Annotated in this window: 12 protein-coding genes and 1 tRNA gene; 6 read left to right on the plus strand and 7 right to left on the minus strand. The window is 50.9% G+C overall.

Annotated elements, in window-relative coordinates:
• Positions 1 to 246 precede the first annotated feature (246 nt).
• Together PH235_RS04300 and PH235_RS04305 are read right to left on the minus strand one after the other, a co-directional pair.
• On the minus strand, positions 247 to 783 hold the full coding sequence (locus PH235_RS04300; RefSeq protein ID WP_272161182.1) for an ECF transporter S component: 537 nt from the start codon (positions 781 to 783) through the stop codon (positions 247 to 249).
• An 11-nt stretch (positions 784 to 794) separates the two neighbouring features.
• The gene (locus tag PH235_RS04305; RefSeq protein ID WP_272161183.1) at positions 795 to 1,946 is read right to left on the minus strand and encodes a pyridoxal-phosphate-dependent aminotransferase family protein; all 1,152 of its coding nucleotides are present in this window, start codon (positions 1,944 to 1,946) and stop codon (positions 795 to 797) included.
• A gap of 304 nt (positions 1,947 to 2,250) precedes the next feature.
• On the opposite strand from PH235_RS04305, the gene PH235_RS04310 reads away from it, so the two are divergent.
• Both PH235_RS04310 and PH235_RS04315 read left to right on the plus strand, forming a co-directional pair.
• Positions 2,251 to 2,964 carry a TraX family protein gene (locus PH235_RS04310; protein ID WP_272161184.1) on the plus strand — a complete coding sequence of 238 codons (714 nt, stop codon included), beginning with the start codon at positions 2,251 to 2,253 and terminating at the stop codon, positions 2,962 to 2,964.
• Between the two features lie 19 nt (positions 2,965 to 2,983).
• Positions 2,984 to 4,162 (plus strand): SH3 domain-containing protein, encoded by a 1,179-nt coding sequence (locus PH235_RS04315; RefSeq protein WP_272161185.1) that lies wholly within the window; start codon positions 2,984 to 2,986, stop codon positions 4,160 to 4,162.
• 88 nt (positions 4,163 to 4,250) lie between these two features.
• On the opposite strand, the gene PH235_RS04320 is transcribed toward PH235_RS04315, so the two are convergent.
• A tRNA-Val gene (locus tag PH235_RS04320) sits at positions 4,251 to 4,322 on the minus strand.
• A 164-nt stretch (positions 4,323 to 4,486) separates the two neighbouring features.
• Between PH235_RS04320 and PH235_RS04325 the strand changes: the two genes are divergently transcribed.
• Entirely contained in the window at positions 4,487 to 5,011 is a 525-nt protein-coding gene (locus PH235_RS04325) for a DUF1456 family protein (RefSeq protein WP_272161186.1), read from the plus strand.
• 255 nt (positions 5,012 to 5,266) lie between these two features.
• On the opposite strand, the gene PH235_RS04330 is transcribed toward PH235_RS04325, so the two are convergent.
• Entirely contained in the window at positions 5,267 to 6,226 is a 960-nt protein-coding gene (locus tag PH235_RS04330) for an RluA family pseudouridine synthase (RefSeq protein WP_272161187.1), read from the minus strand.
• Between the two features lie 158 nt (positions 6,227 to 6,384).
• Between PH235_RS04330 and PH235_RS04335 the strand changes: the two genes are divergently transcribed.
• Both PH235_RS04335 and PH235_RS04340 read left to right on the plus strand, forming a co-directional pair.
• Complete coding sequence (locus tag PH235_RS04335; RefSeq protein ID WP_272161188.1) at positions 6,385 to 8,838, plus strand: excinuclease ABC subunit UvrA; 2,454 nt, start codon at positions 6,385 to 6,387, stop codon at positions 8,836 to 8,838.
• A gap of 339 nt (positions 8,839 to 9,177) precedes the next feature.
• Positions 9,178 to 10,110, plus strand: coding sequence for a LysR family transcriptional regulator (locus PH235_RS04340; protein ID WP_272161189.1), 933 nt, complete (start codon positions 9,178 to 9,180; stop codon positions 10,108 to 10,110).
• Between the two features lie 101 nt (positions 10,111 to 10,211).
• On the opposite strand, the gene PH235_RS04345 is transcribed toward PH235_RS04340, so the two are convergent.
• The 3 genes from PH235_RS04345 to PH235_RS04355 form a co-directional block, all read right to left on the minus strand.
• Positions 10,212 to 11,318, minus strand: a complete 1,107-nt coding sequence (locus PH235_RS04345; RefSeq protein WP_272161190.1) for a YncE family protein — start codon at positions 11,316 to 11,318, stop codon at positions 10,212 to 10,214.
• A gap of 98 nt (positions 11,319 to 11,416) precedes the next feature.
• Complete coding sequence (locus PH235_RS04350; protein ID WP_272161191.1) at positions 11,417 to 13,765, minus strand: ABC transporter permease; 2,349 nt, start codon at positions 13,763 to 13,765, stop codon at positions 11,417 to 11,419.
• Positions 13,766 to 13,780: 15 nt separating this feature from the next.
• Entirely contained in the window at positions 13,781 to 14,479 is a 699-nt protein-coding gene (locus PH235_RS04355) for an ABC transporter ATP-binding protein (protein WP_272161192.1), read from the minus strand.
• Positions 14,480 to 14,730: 251 nt separating this feature from the next.
• Here PH235_RS04355 and PH235_RS04360 point away from each other — a divergent pair, with 251 nt between their 5' ends.
• A complete protein-coding gene (locus PH235_RS04360; protein WP_272161193.1) occupies positions 14,731 to 16,812 on the plus strand; it encodes an HlyD family efflux transporter periplasmic adaptor subunit in 2,082 nt (693 codons plus the stop codon).
• Positions 16,813 to 16,840 lie beyond the last annotated feature (28 nt).

Below are 16,840 nucleotides of genomic sequence, written 5' to 3' on the forward strand. Positions count from 1 at the left end.
TGATTTGTCGAATGTTCAAAAACATTCGACAATTTGGGCATAGCGAAAGGCAAGATTGACGAATACAGGTACTTTATTCGTCAATACGGGCATCTGGCCGGTGCTATCTGCAATAACCAAATAAAATTGCACGCTTCACCCACTCTATACCAATCCGATACCGTTAAAGAATCAGACAACCCGAGGACTATTACCAAAAAGGAAGGCTCTGTCTCATCCCGAGACAGAGCCTTCCTTTTCAATTCGTTATCTTCCAGCGATATTCATCTTTTTCAAAATTGCCGACAGCGGCAAGGAAATGGCGATTCCGACCGCGTTCTGGACGAGGTTACCGGGAATCGAAGCGAACGGGGTGATGGCATTGCCGTACAGGATCCATTCGCACAGATAATAACCGACCAGCATGATGGGAACCGAAAGCAGCGTGGCTAAAAGATTCACAGCAAAGCTGTTCCCTTGACGATCTTTCGACCAGGCCAATCTGCCGACCAGATAGCCTTGCAAGCCGCGGGTTACTAATGTGAAGGGAGCCCACAGAACCCATCCGGCCATAAGGTCGAAGATGGCCATGCCGACCGCTCCGGCGATAGCGCCTTTTTTCGGCCCGAACAGGATGGATGCGAGGAAGAGCATCGCAGTGCCGAGGTGGATCAGTCCGCCGTTTGCCGTGATAGGCAATTTGATGTTCAGGAAGACCGTCGCTACGAATACGAGCGCAATCAGGATTGCCGTCAAAACCAAATCATACGTGCGAGTGTTTGAATAACCTTGTGCTTTTTGCATAGTGAAGCCTCCTAATTATTTTCTTTGTAAATGTCGATGAAAAGTTGGGCCAAATCCCCGTTTCCGGCGAAGCCGAGATCGCGCAGACCGTTGTCGATGATGGACAAAACATAGATAAGTTTGTCGATGAAGGCATTTTCGCCCATATGTCCGATGCGCAAGATCACATCTGCGTATTGTGCCAATGAAGTTGCGACCAACAGATTGTAGTTTTCGCTGAGGTGGTCCTGCAGGCGCAAGGCGCCGATTTCTTCCGGTATCCTGATGGCAGTGACTGTATTGGAACGGTCGGAATCCAGGAACAACTCCAATCCATACGCTTGGGCGGATCCGCGTACTGCGGAAGCAATCCTGTCATGGCGCGCAAAAACGGTCTCGATGCCTTCCTCGAGGATGTTGTCCAAAGCGGCATCGAGCGCTGCGACATCGCCTGCAGAAGTCGTATAAGGCAAGTATTCTTTTTCCGCATAGTCTTTGAAGACCTGCAGATTGGCATAGAAGGAAGCGATAGGCGTTTTGCGGTTGTCCATCGCTTTTTGGGCGTCCGCACTGACGGAAACGATGGCCAGTCCGACTGGGGCTGAAATGGCTTTTTGGGTTCCGCCGCAGCAGATGTCGATCCGGTTTGCGTCGACGTTGATTGGCTCGCCGACCATGCCTGCTACGGAGTCGACCACCGTCAATATGCCGTATTCCTTTAGCAACGGACAAAGCTCGGCTACGTTGTTCAGTACCGATGTCGGTGTGTCGCAATGGACCAGGGTGGCATATTTGAAGTCGGAATCCTTCTCCAGATAGGCGCGTACTGCTTCAGCGGGGATGCCGCTGTGGTGATCGAAACTCAGGACGACCGGTACGCCGCCATAAATGCTGACGAAATCCTTGAAGCCTTCGCCATAGATGCCGTTGTCCAGCACGAGTACGCGGTCGCCAGGTTCCGTCAGGCTTGCGCAAGCGGCCTCAAGAGCCAGGATCCCTTCACCAGCAAGTAACAGGACCTCATTTGTGGTGCCCATGACTTTGCCCATTTTTTGGCTGACCTCACGGTAATAGCGAACGAATGTTTTGTCAAAGTCGCTGTTGTTGGTTCTTTTTGCGCGGGCCAAACGTACATTTTCGCGTACCTCAGTCGGACCCGGGGCGTAATTCGGTTTGTATCTCATCAGGAAGTCCTCCTTCTCGTTTCGTATATTGCTGATAATTTTAGCAAATGCAAAGGACTATGGGACCGTCCAATCCGAGAGAAAGTGAACGGTCCAATTTGCCCAAAAATGGCTTCTCGCATGCGTTTTGCAAATGTTAACGTATCCAATTTTGGATTGCGTAAGTTTTTCCGCAAATCTCTTCCTTTTTTTCGGGGATTGGCGGACTTCCGGAAGCTTATACTGTGGCAAAGGGCAGGCAAATTGGCCTATCGATCAGCTTACAGCAAACGCTGCGAAACCAAGTACAGTGAGGAGCACACCGATGCAAGGCATCAGCGAGATTCAAAAAGATCTATCATCCTATACATTGAAGAACCTTGCGATATTTGCGATGTTCTTCGATCATATTTTTGCGGTATTTATGCCGCAGGACAGCCTTGAAGGTGTTGCGCTGCGCATAGTAGGGCGGATTGCCGCCCCGATCATGTGCTATATGATTGCGGAAGGCTATCATTACACATCCAATCTGAAGAAATATATCGTGCGGTTAGCGCTGTTCGCCGCCGTTTCGCATTTTCCGTATGTCTGGTATTTCGGTCTCCCGTGGTGGCAGGCAACGAGTGTCATCTGGGGTTTGGCGTTGGGATTGGTGGCATTGGCGGCGGCCAAACGGGAGGACTGGTCCCTTCCGCTGAAAGTCTTCATCGTTTTAATCTGCTGTCTATTGGCGGTCCCGGCTGATTGGAATTATGTAGCAGTCTTGTGGATCCTGTTTTTCGGATTGTTCAGGGGACAAATCGAAAAGCAGCTGCTGAGTTTTGCAATCATAGGGATTCTGTTCCACATCATCCCTTCAATCAAAGAAATCGGTTGGACGCAATCCTACCAAATCGGCATTTTTCTGGCGATGCCGCTGCTGCTATTCTACAAAGGCCGTCAAGGCAAGAAATCCAATCTGATGAAGTGGGGCTTCTATGCTTTCTATCCATTCCATCTGTTGCTGTTGGAACTAGTGAAAATAATCGTATCCGCGTAATGGAGGGCTGAATATACATATGTTAATAAGACAAATTTGGCGCCGCGTTTTCATCGGCATCCTGACAGGGATGGTGCTGTCCGCTTGCTCCGGCTCGAATGAACAAACGGAAACGAATGAGTCTAAGACCGCTTCGTCTAGTTCGACTGCCGAAGCGGGAACTTCCGAAGAAGCAGCGGTGGTCCGGCCGGAAGAGTCAGAGCCATTGCTGTATGAAGGTGATCTGGAACTTCCGGTCAACGGGGCGACCGGCTATGCTTCGGTCCGGATGGATCTGAAGGCGGCTGCTGATGCAGGATCCGAAACGATTTCGGCACTGGAGGCGGGAACCGCTTTTGAAGTGGTGGAGGAAGTGGGCGATTGGTGGTATGTCCGGACCGCTACTGAATCAGGATGGGTGCAGCATCTTTATTGTTTTATCAATCTTCCGGATGTGGTCCCCTCCATCATCTATGACAATACCAACACGTACGCATCCAAGTTCACTTCTTCCGGAAAAACGATCCCAGGCATAACCGGGGAGGCGCTTTACGACGGGAAAGCATACAATATGCGGCTGGGAAAAGTGTCCGATATCGTGCCGGTGCTTTACAGCATGTCAAAGAAAATTTATTTAGCACAACAAGCTGCCTTGGCGGAGGGAAACACCTTGGTCATCTATGAGGGGTATCGTCCTTATTCCGCCCAGAAGATGACGGTGGATGCTTTGACAACCTTGGCTGCGGCCGATCCGGAAGTGATGGCTGGCATCAATACCCATCCTTGGGATACCAACTGGTTTATCGCGACAAGCATTTCGAATCATCAGATGGGCTATGCCATCGATGTCACTCTGGCGAAAATAACGGAACAACAGGAAATCGTCATCGGCGACTATGCTGCGACCGCCATAACGGGCTACACGGAATACACGATGCCGACAACCATCCATGAATTGAGTATGGCTTCGGCTACGTTCACTGGACCGGTCAAATCCAGTTCCCCGACCGCCTGGCTCCAAGCCACCTTGGCAGATACGATGAATGAGGCGGCGATTCTCCTGCAGCGCTATTGCACCGATGCCGGACTGACCCCTTTGGCTTCGGAATGGTGGCATTTCAATGATCTGGACGCGCGCTTCGCTACCGAAGACAACAGCAGCAAAGGCGAGTACTTATTGGATGCAACGATGAGCGAGGCTCCGGAAGCGGCCGAATGAGGAATAAACAAGGCTCAAAATGGACATAAAAAGAGGCACAATCGAATTTCTCGATCGTGCCTCTTTCCTATTTTGTACTGAAGCTTGATGGTCCCTACTGGGATTGAACCAGCGACCCCTACCATGTCAAGGTAGTGCTCTCCCGCTGAGCTAAGGAACCGTTAAACAGATGAATCACCTGCTCGTATATCTGATTATAACATATTTGCGCGAGAAGTGAAGAGGTAAATTAAAAAAAATGTGGAGCGAATAAGGCATGCATTCCACATGACAACAAGGTATACTGGAAAAGGATAATTTTACAGGAAAATTTGGAGGTTTAATATGGACAACAATGATATACTGATCCGCTTGCGCTATGCGCTGGACATCAAGGACGCGGATATGGTGGAAGTGTTCCGTTTGGGTGGACTCGAAGTGACGAAGGAAGCCGTGCAAAAGATGCTCAAGAATCCAAAGAAAGATGAAGCAACTGACGCTGCGGGCGCAACTGCGCCTTCAAGTGATGATCAACTGGCTTGCGATAATGCGACACTGGAATCTTTCCTGAACGGACTCATCACTTCCCAACGCGGCAAATCGCAAGTGAAGCCCGGCGAACCGGAACCAAAGCCGGAATTTCTGCTGAACAACGGAAACGTCAACAATCTGCTGCTGAAGAAAGTCAAAATCGCGCTGACTTTGACAAACGAAGACATGCTGGAAATTCTGGAATCGGCAGGCGTCACCGTTTCGAAAAGCGAACTGAGCGCGGTCTTGCGCAAAGAAGGGCACCGCAACTACAAGCCTTGCGGCGATCGTTATGCGCGTAATTTCCTGAAAGGGCTGGCGTTGCGTTACCGCGGATAGGCTGGAATTGAATTTAAGTTGAAATAAACCGCCAAAATGGTTTTGGCGGTTTATTTTAGTTCAAACCACAGTCTGAAAACCCGCCAAAGCCACCTTGGCGGGGAAAAACGTACGCGGACAACGCTAGACTCCCTGTCAAAGCCATTTTGGCGGGGAATTCCACTATGAACTCTACGAACTCGAACCCCATTCCAGACAAACATACCCCAAACCACAAAGAAGAGGCTATTTCATTTCGAAATAGCCCCTTTCTTCTTATTTCGAATACAGCAAGAAAGCTTTCGGTACCGGCGCGCTGAAGCGGACGAGCTCACCGGTCGCGGGATGGATGAACGCGAGTGTGGAAGCGTGCAGTCCCAAACGTTTCATCGGATTGGTGCGGGCACCGTACTTCTTGTCGCCGGCAACCGGGTGGCCCAAAGATTCCATGTGGACGCGGATCTGATTCTTGCGTCCGGTCTCCAGCTCCACTTCCAAGAGCGAGTATTCCTTGTTTGCGCGGATTTTTCGGTAATGGGTCACGGCATGCTTGCCGCCATTGTCTTTCGGACTGGAATGGACCTTCATGGCTTTGCTCTCGGTCAGCCACGAGGAGATGGTGCCGGCATCCTTCTTGATCTCGCCCTCGACAAGAGCGGTATAGATGCGTTCTTTGACGATCTCCTTCCAATCATTTTGCAACTTTTCTTTCAGTGCTTCGGATTTTGCGAACAGCATGACGCCGGAAGTATCCCGGTCCAGACGATGCACGACGAATATCCGGTTCGCTTTGTTGTCTTCTTTGACGTATTGGATCAATTGGCGGTAAGCGGTCGGTTCCTTGGGATCATCGGTCGCCATCGACAACAAGCCGGCGTCCTTGTTGATCACGATGATCGATTCATCCTCAAACAGAATCTTGAGGCCTGACAGGGACGTTTTTTTGAGGGCTTCCTTATTCGCCAAAATGCCGACAGTCTGCCCGGGTTCCAAGGGATGGTTGTGCTTGGTGAGGACCTTGCCGTCGACCGTCACTTGTCCGCGGGTAAGTATTGATTTGACTGAGTTGCGGCTTTGCTTGCTGAGGATCTGCAGCAAGAAGGGCAACAATTCGCTCGGTTCGGTCACAGGGTATTGGGTAACCCCTTTGGTGGACGGGCTTTTTTGGGGTTCTGTCGCCTTGACCTGACGATTGCGTTTATTGTTGAGGGGTTTCTTTTGGTTTGTTTTTTTCATCTTGTTCGCTCCTGACTCTGTTCGCCGCCTGATTACCGCGGTCGTCTCTTCTGAAGTATAACAGAAAACAGGGCATCCATCCTGCTTAATCGGGACAAAAACGCAGCAAGTGGCATATAATTGGAGCAGAAGAATCAAAAGGAAGCGAGGGAGCAGGCATGGACCATATCAGTATCATCGGCGCTAAGGAAGGGAATCTGAAGAACATCACCGTGGACTTGCCCCGGAATAAATGGATTGTCCTTACAGGGGTATCTGGTTCCGGGAAAACGACTTTGGCGATGGATGTGCTTTATCAGGAGTGCCAACGCCAATATCTGGAGGCGATCGGCTACCAAGGGATCCGCAAACCGGATATCGATGCGGTCCGCCATGTATCTCCCGCAATCCAAATTAAGCAACAGGCTTCCAATAAAAATCCGCGTTCGACTGTGGGAACAGTCACGGATATCTATACCGATCTGCGGATGCTGTTCGAGAAGTTGAGCACGAGGGACTGCCCGGCTTGCGGGAAGGAATTCAGTTCGGCAGAGTGCCGCGAGGAAACTGAAAAGACCGCCGATGACTTCAAGGTGTTCCAGTATTGTCCCCATTGCGATCAGCGGATGGAGAAGCTTACCCGCACCTATTTTTCCTACAACACCCGAGAAGGCGCTTGTGCAACTTGCCAGGGCATGGGGGAAGTGCTGACGATCGATGAGAAGCGGGTGCTCCATGAAGAGCTGTCGCCTGAGGAGGGCGCGGTCGTTTTTTGGGAAAAACGCTACCGGGATTATCAACTGGAGTCGTTCTATGCCGCTTGTGACCATTACGGGATTCCGCTGAAAACAAATATGCCTGTGAAGGAATATACGCCGGCACAGCGCGTGCTGTTGCTGCAGGGAGCCGAAAGTGAAGCAGTGCGTCGGTTGTTCACGGATCTGCCGGTGCCCCGAACGGTTGCCGAAGGCCGGTATGAAGGCGTGCTGCCGAACCTTTGGTGCAGAATGGCGGATCAAAAAGGGAGTTCCAAACTCCGGGAAACCTATTTTGAATCGGTCATCTGCCCGGAATGCCACGGCGAACGACTGAACGAGCTGAGCAGGAATGTGACCGTGAAGGGGGTGCGCTTGCCTGGATTGTCCGCTTCATCGTTGAAAGAACTTATGGATTGGATCCGTGAACTTGATGCAAATCTGACGCATTCGGAACAACTGTTGGCGGGCGTCTATGTGGCGGATCTGAAGACCAAACTGAAACGGATCCTGAAGTTGGGATTGGGCTATCTGTCGCTCGACAGGCAAACCATGACACTTTCAGGAGGGGAAGCACAACGGCTAAGGCTGGCGGCTGTACTCGATTCGGATCTGACGGGTGTCGTCTATATCCTGGATGAACCGACAATCAGTCTGCATCCAAAAGATACGGAAGGGCTCCTGACTGTCCTGCGCTCGCTGAGGGATAAAGGCAATACGGTCCTCGTCATCGAACATGACACAGCCGTCATGGAGGCTGCGGACTACCTGATCGATATCGGTCCTGGAGCGGGGAAATATGGGGGCGAAGTCATCGGATCGGGAACGCTACAGCAAATCAAGGATCAAGCGGCATCCGTCACCGGTGCCTATCTGAACAGCAACCCGGAACCGCGCGAAATTTTCCGCAAAGGATCCGGTACGTTCATCGAGGTGAGCCAAGCGAACAAGCATAACCTCCGGAACCTGACAGTCCGTTTCCCTATCGGCTGTCTCATCTGTGTCACCGGCGTATCGGGGTCCGGTAAATCGACGCTCGTGTTCGATGTGCTGGCGAAAGGGGACACTGCCCCTTCAGAGGATCCGAATCGGGTGAGCGGGACCGGCTCATTCGACCGGATTGTCGTCGTGGAACAGGCCCCGATCACCCGGATGAAGCGTTCGAATGTCGCGACCTATTCGGATGCTTATACGGAAATCCGGAAAATCTTCAGCCGGCAGCAGACTGCCATCGAAAAAGGAATGACCGCCAATCACTTTTCCTTCAATGTGAAAGGGGGACGCTGCGATCATTGCGAAGGCCTGGGCGTCGTTACAAATAACCTGCTGTTTTTTGAAGACCAGGAAGTCCCTTGTCCTGTCTGTTCGGGCAGACGTTTCAAGGATGAAGTGCTGTCCGTGACCTACCGCGGCCATTCGATCACAGGAGTGCTCGGCTTGTCGGTGGAGGAAGGCGCGGAACTGTTTGCGGATTCGCCCAAAATCAGTGCCATCCTTGAACTGCTGCAGGAGGTCGGCCTCGGATACCTCGAGCTCGGCCAGACGACAACGACTTTTTCAGGCGGGGAAGCGCAACGGCTCAAGCTGGCAGTGGAACTCCTGGCAAATCGGGGGAAAAAGAATCTTTATTTGATCGATGAACCGACTACTGGTCTGCACCCGCTCGATGTCGAAAAATTCCTGAGATTGTTGGATCGGATGGTCGGTTCCGGCAGCACAGTGATCGTTGTGGAACACAATCAACAGATCATCGCGGCTGCGGATTGGATCATCGACCTTGGTCCGGGTGGCGGAACTGCCGGCGGGAAAGTCATTGCGGAAGGGACCCCATCTGATATCCGGAAAGACAAAAATTCGGTGACGGGAAAATTCATTTAAGGCCGAAAAAGTGAAAATGATTGACAGATGCCGGGAAAATCGCTATCTTATTAGAAAGCGATGAGGACAGAAGGGGAGGCAGAACCATGCAGAAGATGATGTGTTGTATGTGCGGATGTAAGAAACATGCAAGTATATTCTTATCATCTTTTGATCTCCGCAGCCGGGTGAGCGTGGCCACTCTGTAAAGGGGATCAGGGGCAGATTGTGCATCCGCATCCAAGTGAAGCGCTGAAATGATGATGAATACTCGTGCATGTGTGTTTTGTTGACGCGCATGCACTTTTTTTGTGGAAACGATGGGACCCCATCGGAAAATAGAGCCAAGGAGGCAAAAATATGAACCTGCAACAATTGCGATATGTCATAACAGTGGCGAAATACGGCACTTTTAGGGAAGCTGCAAGGCAATTATATATGGCGCAATCCAGTCTGTCGTCAAGCATCAAGGATCTTGAGGAAGAATATGGCATCCAGATCTTCGAGCGGTCAAAAAAAGGTATCGAAATAACCAAAGAAGGGGCTATGCTTTTGGAGTTCGCCGATCAGATCGTAGCTCAAGCGGATCAGCTGGATTATCGCTATCTGTCTGCAACTGAAAACAGACGGTTGTTTTCAGTTTCGAGCCAACACTATGATTTTGCTTCGGAAGGCTTTGCCCGACTGGTTTCGGAAAAGAAAGAGGAATCATTGAATTTCCGTTTCTTGGAGACGAGCACTTCGAAAGTGATGGAAGATGTGCGCGATGCCGTCAGCGAAGTCGGCTTCATCTATCTGAATGATTTCAACGGGAAAGTCATCAAGCAATATCTCGAGGCGTTCGATCTGAAGTTCGATCCGCTGATCGCGTTCCAGCCGCATGTGTTCCTCAGCGAATTCCATCCGTTGGCGAAGAAGGAGAGAATAACGCAGGAGGAACTCCATCCGTACCCTGTCATTTCCTTCGATCAAAGCAAAAATAGCACCTTGCAGTTGATGGAAGAATCGATCCAAGTCGATCAAAATGCTCAGCGGATCAGTGCCAGTGACCGCGCAACCGTATTGAATCTGCTGTCCGTGACGAATGGTTACTTGGTCGGATCCGGTCTCCTGAAATCAAACACGCAGGACCATATCGTCGTGGTGCCGATGGATGTCGATCAAAAAAATACCATCGGCTTCATTTATTCGAAAGTGCGTCCGCTCAGCGCGATTTCCAAGCGCTATATGGAAATCGTAAGGGAACTTTTGGAGGGAGATCAACGCATCGAGTTGACTGATCATGTGGACTGAAACTTAGGGCGCACAATGGTAAGCATATACGCAACTAGGAGGGGCTGTCTCATTGCGAGATAGCCCCTCCTGTTATGTTTTTTTCAATTGCGATAGGCCGTTCATTCCTCGAACAACGTGTCGATTTCCACCCGCATGACCCGGTCGATGCTTGGATTGCCGTGGTCGCGATAAGCATATGCCCCGGATTCAAAGAGGATGTAGAGATGCTTTCCATCCACGACGATTTGCTCCATGTAGGAAGGCATCGTGATTTCGGTATTCACATTTTTGTCCGTGAAGTCTTCGTTTTCCTTAAGCCGATCAAAGGAAAGCAGGGTTGAGTCATGCTTTCTGCCAGAAGAGCGTGACAGCATCAGCTTTTCTTGATGAAAAGCCAGTCCTTGGATCTCTTTGCCTATTTTATCTACATCGTCAGGAGAAGCTTCTTCCGTGCTTTTTCCGGTATCGAGCGCATGGACTTCCTCTCCGTTATCGTTTTCTGTTGTGGAGATCAGGTAGCGGTGCATGACACTCGTCTCTTCGTCATCGAAATGCGCCACGTAGAGGTCATCGCCGTGGACTGTGATTGTTGAAGCCCGTTTGATGTCAGGCAGTGCGATGCTGTCCGTATAATTGATCGGTTCAGCGGAATCCGTGAAGTCATAGGCTTCGATGTCCTTCAAAGACAGAGTGATGACCTGCGCGGTGTCGCCTTTTTCCGAGGTGACCCAGAGCAGCTCATGGTTGTTGTCGAAGGCGAGGCCACCTGCATGCGGGATGCCGTCCAGGACGATTTCCTTTATGAAGGAGCCGCTCTTCTTGTCCAGCACATGGATGACGGAATTGTGTGTTTTGGTTTTGCAATAAGCCGATATGAACAGGTAATCTTTGTTGACGGCCAACCCTTGCGGCGTCATCGTTGTGCAGATATCCGTTCCCTCGTGTTCATGATGGAGCGTCAAAGTGGCATCCATTCCTGGGATGACATAAGTATTTTCTTCCGGGTTGACACCTTCCACATCAAAAACCGCTCGGTACAGTTCAGGGTGCTTGGACAATTCGTCTTCCAATGACTCGAATGAGCCGAGGCTGGCTTCCGTATTCGTTTCCTCGGCCAAACTGATCCGTTCGATTTTTCCATTCTTCGTGAGGAGGATGAGCCCGATGATGCCCGCCAAAACCACGCCGATCAGGACGAGGTTGATTTTTCTCTTTTTCTTCTCCATGTGATCACTTCCCGAATTGTATATTTCCATGAGCGAGTCATTTTTTACATCTTACTATAGAATCCAGTCAGCGACTAACGAAAAGCATCTGGATAAGCTTATTCCTGATAGGATTTTAGTACTTCCTGAAGCGGGATTTTGGCAATTTTTCGCCTGCTTATGTGGGTGCCGGCGAAGAAGATGAGGATTAAGATCACTAATGTCTGCAGCAGGAAAATCGGTCTGTACTGCAGCGGTAGGATGACGCCATATTCCTCCGTGAAGAACCGCATCATCAGGTTCAGTATTCCCAAAGCGATGGGGATGCTGATCAGATAGGAAATCAGGGCATAGAAGAAATAGCTGTTCAGGATCATCGCGTTGACTTCCCGGCGTTTGTATCCCATCACTTTGAGCAGCGAAATCACATAGTAATTTTTTTCGACGGTGAAGGAAGTGAGCACGAACAGGATGCTCGAAGCGATGATTGCGGACCCGCCGATCATGACGTTCGAGATGAACTGCGTGTAGTTGGCCATCGCCTTCGATTGTTCGATGAGCCCGGACTTGCTGATGATTGTGCTGTAGTAGGCATCGGATGGCTTTCTGAGCGAATAGATGCCGCTGTACAGGCGCGAAGTGCTGTTTTCCGATAACATATTGCTGAGCTTTTCGATGTTCAGATACACCTTGTCGGAAATGTATTCATCGGTCACGCCTTTGACAAGAAAGGGGAAAGTGTCGTCGTTTACTTCCAGTCGGATGGTATCGCCTTCTTCGAGTCCGAGCTTGATGCTGAGCCGTTTCGTGATCACGGCGCCGTTCTGGATGTTTACGGTGATATCATTGCCTTCCTCATCATACAGGCTGTAAAGTTTGTTGCGGGAAGACAGCCCTTGCAGCGATACAACGTAGTCGTCGAGCGAGGCGAATGGATAGATGAGGAATTTTTCGTCGCCGGGCCGGGTTTCGGGCAGCCTTTCTGTGACGTCGAGATAGGCCTCATACTCGTAGTCGACCTTATTCAGGTAGTCGACCGTCATCCGATCGACCATTCCGCCCATCATGAAGGAAAAACTCATCAGGATTGTCGAGAACATGATTCCCAGAAAGAAAATGAAGAAACTGCCGGTGCTCTTGATGGCGTGCAAGTATTTGAATTTTGTGCTGCCTTTAGCATTGGAAAGGACCCGGCTGAGGTGCCTGCCGATCCGGTTGATCGACTTGCCCTCATGCGGCTTCAGCAGTTCCAGGGCATTCTCGCCGAGGATCCGGTAGATGATGATTCCGGAAACCAAGGAGAAGAACAGGAGCGGCACCAAGATTGCAGTAGCGAAGACGGTGAAGCTCTGGGCGATTTTGACTTGGGGCAGGAGATAGAAATCCAGATACAATTTTTTCAACGGCTCGGAATAGAGCGATCCGATGAAGTAGCCCAGGATAAGCATAAGAGCGGCGAAGACCATCATCGCGACGAAATAAGGCCGGGCTATTTCTGAACGGCGGTAGCCGAGCGCCTTGAGGATGCCGATCTGGCCTCTTTCGGCATGGAGCAGGTTGTAGATCAGGATCGATACGATGATGACGGCGATGGCCGCGATGAAGATACTGAGTCCCAAAGCCATGACTTTTCCTTGGGTGAGTTCATCATAGATGGCACCGCTCCTCATGCTGGTCTGCGTATCCGTAATCTGGCTGACGAAAGGCAGCGCATCTTTGTCGTAGGCGGTGTCTATGCTTTCCTCAGTCAGGTTCATGCCGGCCAAACGGAAACTCTCTTTGTCGTCGAAGTTTTCATATTCTTTATCAGACATGAGCAGCAGTGTCTGCAGCCCGGTATCCAAGTTGAAAGTTTCATCGAACATGGGAAGGGTGTAATCCGGGAAAAGCACAAAGCCCGTCACGCGGTAGCTCTTGTTTTTGATGGTGAGGGCGTCCCCGATGATGAGGGCGTTCTTGTCGGCGTAGATTTTGGTGACGGCGACTTCGTTGTCGGCTGAGGGTTTGCGCCCTTCCTCCATATAGGAAAGATTAATTGTTTCGCCATCCTTCACGAGCAGCGCTTTATGCGACTGTCCATGGTAGGTGTAGGAGGTGTTTTTGTATTCCCTCAGTTCGAGGCTGACATCGCGGTAGCTCGCTTCAAAATCGGCGATCCGGTTGTCCATGAGCTTGTAGAAAGTGGCTGGCTCGACTTTCTTTATGTCGCTGAGCGAGTAGAAACCTCTGGCCAGCAGCGCCGCCGCAATGGGGTAGGCTGCTTCTTCCAGCGTGACCCGGTTCAGCATCTCAACGGCAAAGTCCTCCTGGTTGTAATCCGCCAAGTACGCTTCCGTCGGTTCTTCGATGCCGCTCAATCCGTAGAACATCATGGTGTAGGTGGCGGAGCTCAGGATGATGATGAAGCCGATGGCAACCAGCTGCATCCATTTTTTCCGCAAGGTTTTGATGACATTTTTCAGCAGCATGATCCGCACCTCCCCCTATCCCCAAGAGATGTCCTGGGCATTCTTTTTGACTTCATTGAGGGTGACTTCTGTGATTTGACCGGAGTTCATCTTGATGACCTTGTCCGCCATTTCGGCGATGCCCAAGTTATGGGTGATCACGATGATGGTTTTGTTGTAGTCCTCGTTCAGGTTCTGCAGCAGCTGCAGAATCTTTTTTGAATTTTCTTCATCCAGCGAGCCGGTGGGTTCGTCGCAGAAGATGATGTCGGGATTCTTTGCCAGGCTCCTGACGATCGAAACCCGTTGCTGTTCCCCGCCGGAGAGCTGGCTGGGATATTTGTTGCGGGATTTTTCCAGACCGACCTTTTCGAGCAGGTCGCCTATGTCGAGCGGAGCGGTGCCGATGTCCGAGCCAATCTGGATGTTCTCGTAGACGTTCAGGTTCTGCAACAGGTTGTACTGCTGGAAGATGAAGCCCAAATGTTTCCTTCTGAAGGCTGTCATCTCCTCTTCGTCCAGGTTTGTCAGCGTCTCGCCCCGGAAGCTGATTTCCCCCGAAGTGACGGTGTCCAAGCCGCTGATGACGTTCAGCAGGGTGCTCTTGCCGCTGCCGCTGGGGCCGAGGATGACGACAAATTCGCCTTCTTCGATGGTGAGGTTGACGTCCTTCAGAGCGTATGTTTCCACGTCACCGGTCTTGTAAGTTTTCGTCACGTTGGTCATCATAATCATCGCATCCACCTTCTTCTGAAATCGCTTCAATCAGTTCAAGTATATTTGTGTAGGGATTTTTTGTCAAAAAATTGAGGATGCAAAACCTTTTGCTAAGAGGTGTGTATTCTCAAAAAAAAGAAAATATCCAAAATGGTTTTGTATGCGCTGACAATATCTTCACGGATGCATCAGCTGATATGGTAAAATTGAGATACCGAAACGATGGAATCAACTGGAGTATCCGGAAATTGCGCGAGGGGGGCTTGTTTATGGGGAAACTGAAAGCTATCATATTCAAATCAAAAAAATCGATCATTGTCACGGCGGTCCTTCTGCTGACTTTGTTGGTGGGCGGAGGTACTGCCTACTGGTGGTATCAGAATGCCCAGGTCCAGGAAGTTTCGGTGCATACGGCCTGGAAAGGGCAATTGGCTAAGTATGTGCCGATAACCGGCGACATCGAAGCCAGCAGCAGGAGCAGCCTTTATCCCTCGCCCACAGCCAAGATTGTCGAAGTGTTGGCGGAGGAAGGGCAGGCAGTCAAGAAAGGCGATGTGCTGGCGAGGATTGATGCGACCGAGTACCGCACCCAATTGGATAAGCAGGCCATCAATCTTTCCAATGCAGAGGAGACGCTTGCCTATCTTTCCGGAAGCAGCGCTCAAATGGACAAGGCTTCCTCCCAAAATGCGGTGAGCCAAGCGGGGATTGCGCTGGAAAGTGCCCAATCGAATTACAGTGCGGCGCAAGGGAATTTGGATGACATCAATACGCTCAATGCGAATGCAATCAAGCAAGCGAATATAGCCCTGGAGAATGCCCAGTCGAATTATGCCGCGGCGAACTCCAATCTATCGGCGCGGGCAACGCTCTACGACAATGCGGTGAGCCAAGCTCAAATAGCCTTGGAGAGCGCCCAATCGAACGCTGCCGCATTAGCGGATAAACTGCATAACGTCGAAATAGCCAACGCGAATGCGGTCGGCCAAGCCGAACTGACTTTGGAAAATGCGAAGGCGCATTACTGGATCGCCAAAAAGAATTTGGATGATCTGGAAAATGCCTTGCATGAAGCTGAATGTGCGTTGGAAACAGCTAAAGCAACCTATGAGAGTGCAAAACTGAATCTGGATATCGTCAAAACCTTGTACGACTCCGATCCGATTCTGTACGCAGTGGACTATCAGTTGGCGCAACAGGCTGTCACCGCTGCCGAAACGGCGGTATGGAATGCGGAACTGACTTTTGACAGCGCTGAAATGGGCTATCAAGCCGGCTATGATGCGGCGAAATTGGCGGTGATCGATGCTGAAACAGCTGTCCGCCGCGCAGAAATCGCTCTTTCGAATGCCGAAAACGCAGCCGACGCTGAATATGCTGCAGCCGCAAAAGCGGTTTCGGACAGTGAAGCTGCTGTGAGCAACGCGGAAATCGCTCTTTCGAACGCCGAAAGCGCGGGCTCTATTGAATATGCAGCAGCTGAAAAAGCCGTCAGCGACAGCGAAGCCGCTGTCCGTAACGCGGCAATCAGCGTTTCAAATGCCAGAAGCGGCGCTGCCGTAAAGTATGAGGCGGCGATCAAGGCAATCACTGATGGCGAAAAAGCCGTCCGGAGTGCGGAAATCGCTCTTTCGAATCTGAACACCACGGCAACTTTTTCGAGCGCAACAGCGGAGGAAAGGATATCCAATCAGGCCGACCAGATTGCTCTCCTGAAAACAGACCTCGCCTATTTGAATAAAAAAATCGAGGAGAGCGATCTGAAGGCCAATGTCGACGGCATCGTGACGAAGATGGACGTTGTGGCGAACGAATACCCTCAGGTCGGGGATGCCATCATCGTCGACGGGGCCACTGAATATGTGATCAGTTTGGCTGTCAGCCAGTTTGACAGCGTAAATATGCGGGTAGGCCAGAAGGCGACAGTCAAGGTGAAAGGGGTCACTGAAGAATATGACGGGGTCGTATCGGAAATCGGCCAATCGGCGGAAAAATCCGCGACGTCCGCTGACCAGGATGCGAAAGTTGCGGTAAAAGTCACGATCACCGATCCTGACGAAAACATCAAAGTAGGCTATGAAGCCGATGCGGAAATCATCACGGTCGAAAGACTTGATGCCCTGCGCGTGAACTTTGAGGCCGTCCAAATCGAAGCGGAATCCGGAAAAGCGTATGTGTATGTGGTGGACAGCAGAAACCGAGTCGAAAAAAGGTACATCGAAACCGGGCTGGAAACAGAATATGACATCGAAGTAGTGGATGGTCTGGTGGAAGGTGAGCGATACGTTGCTGATCCGAACAAAGATATTGTGGATGGTGTCAAGGTAAAGGACAGCGGTGACGCCGAGTGACGGATCCGCCTGAAAGAGAGTCAGAGGG

The organism is Trichococcus sp. K1Tr (assembly GCF_028309625.1).
Classification (GTDB): Bacteria; Bacillota; Bacilli; order Lactobacillales; family Aerococcaceae; genus Trichococcus.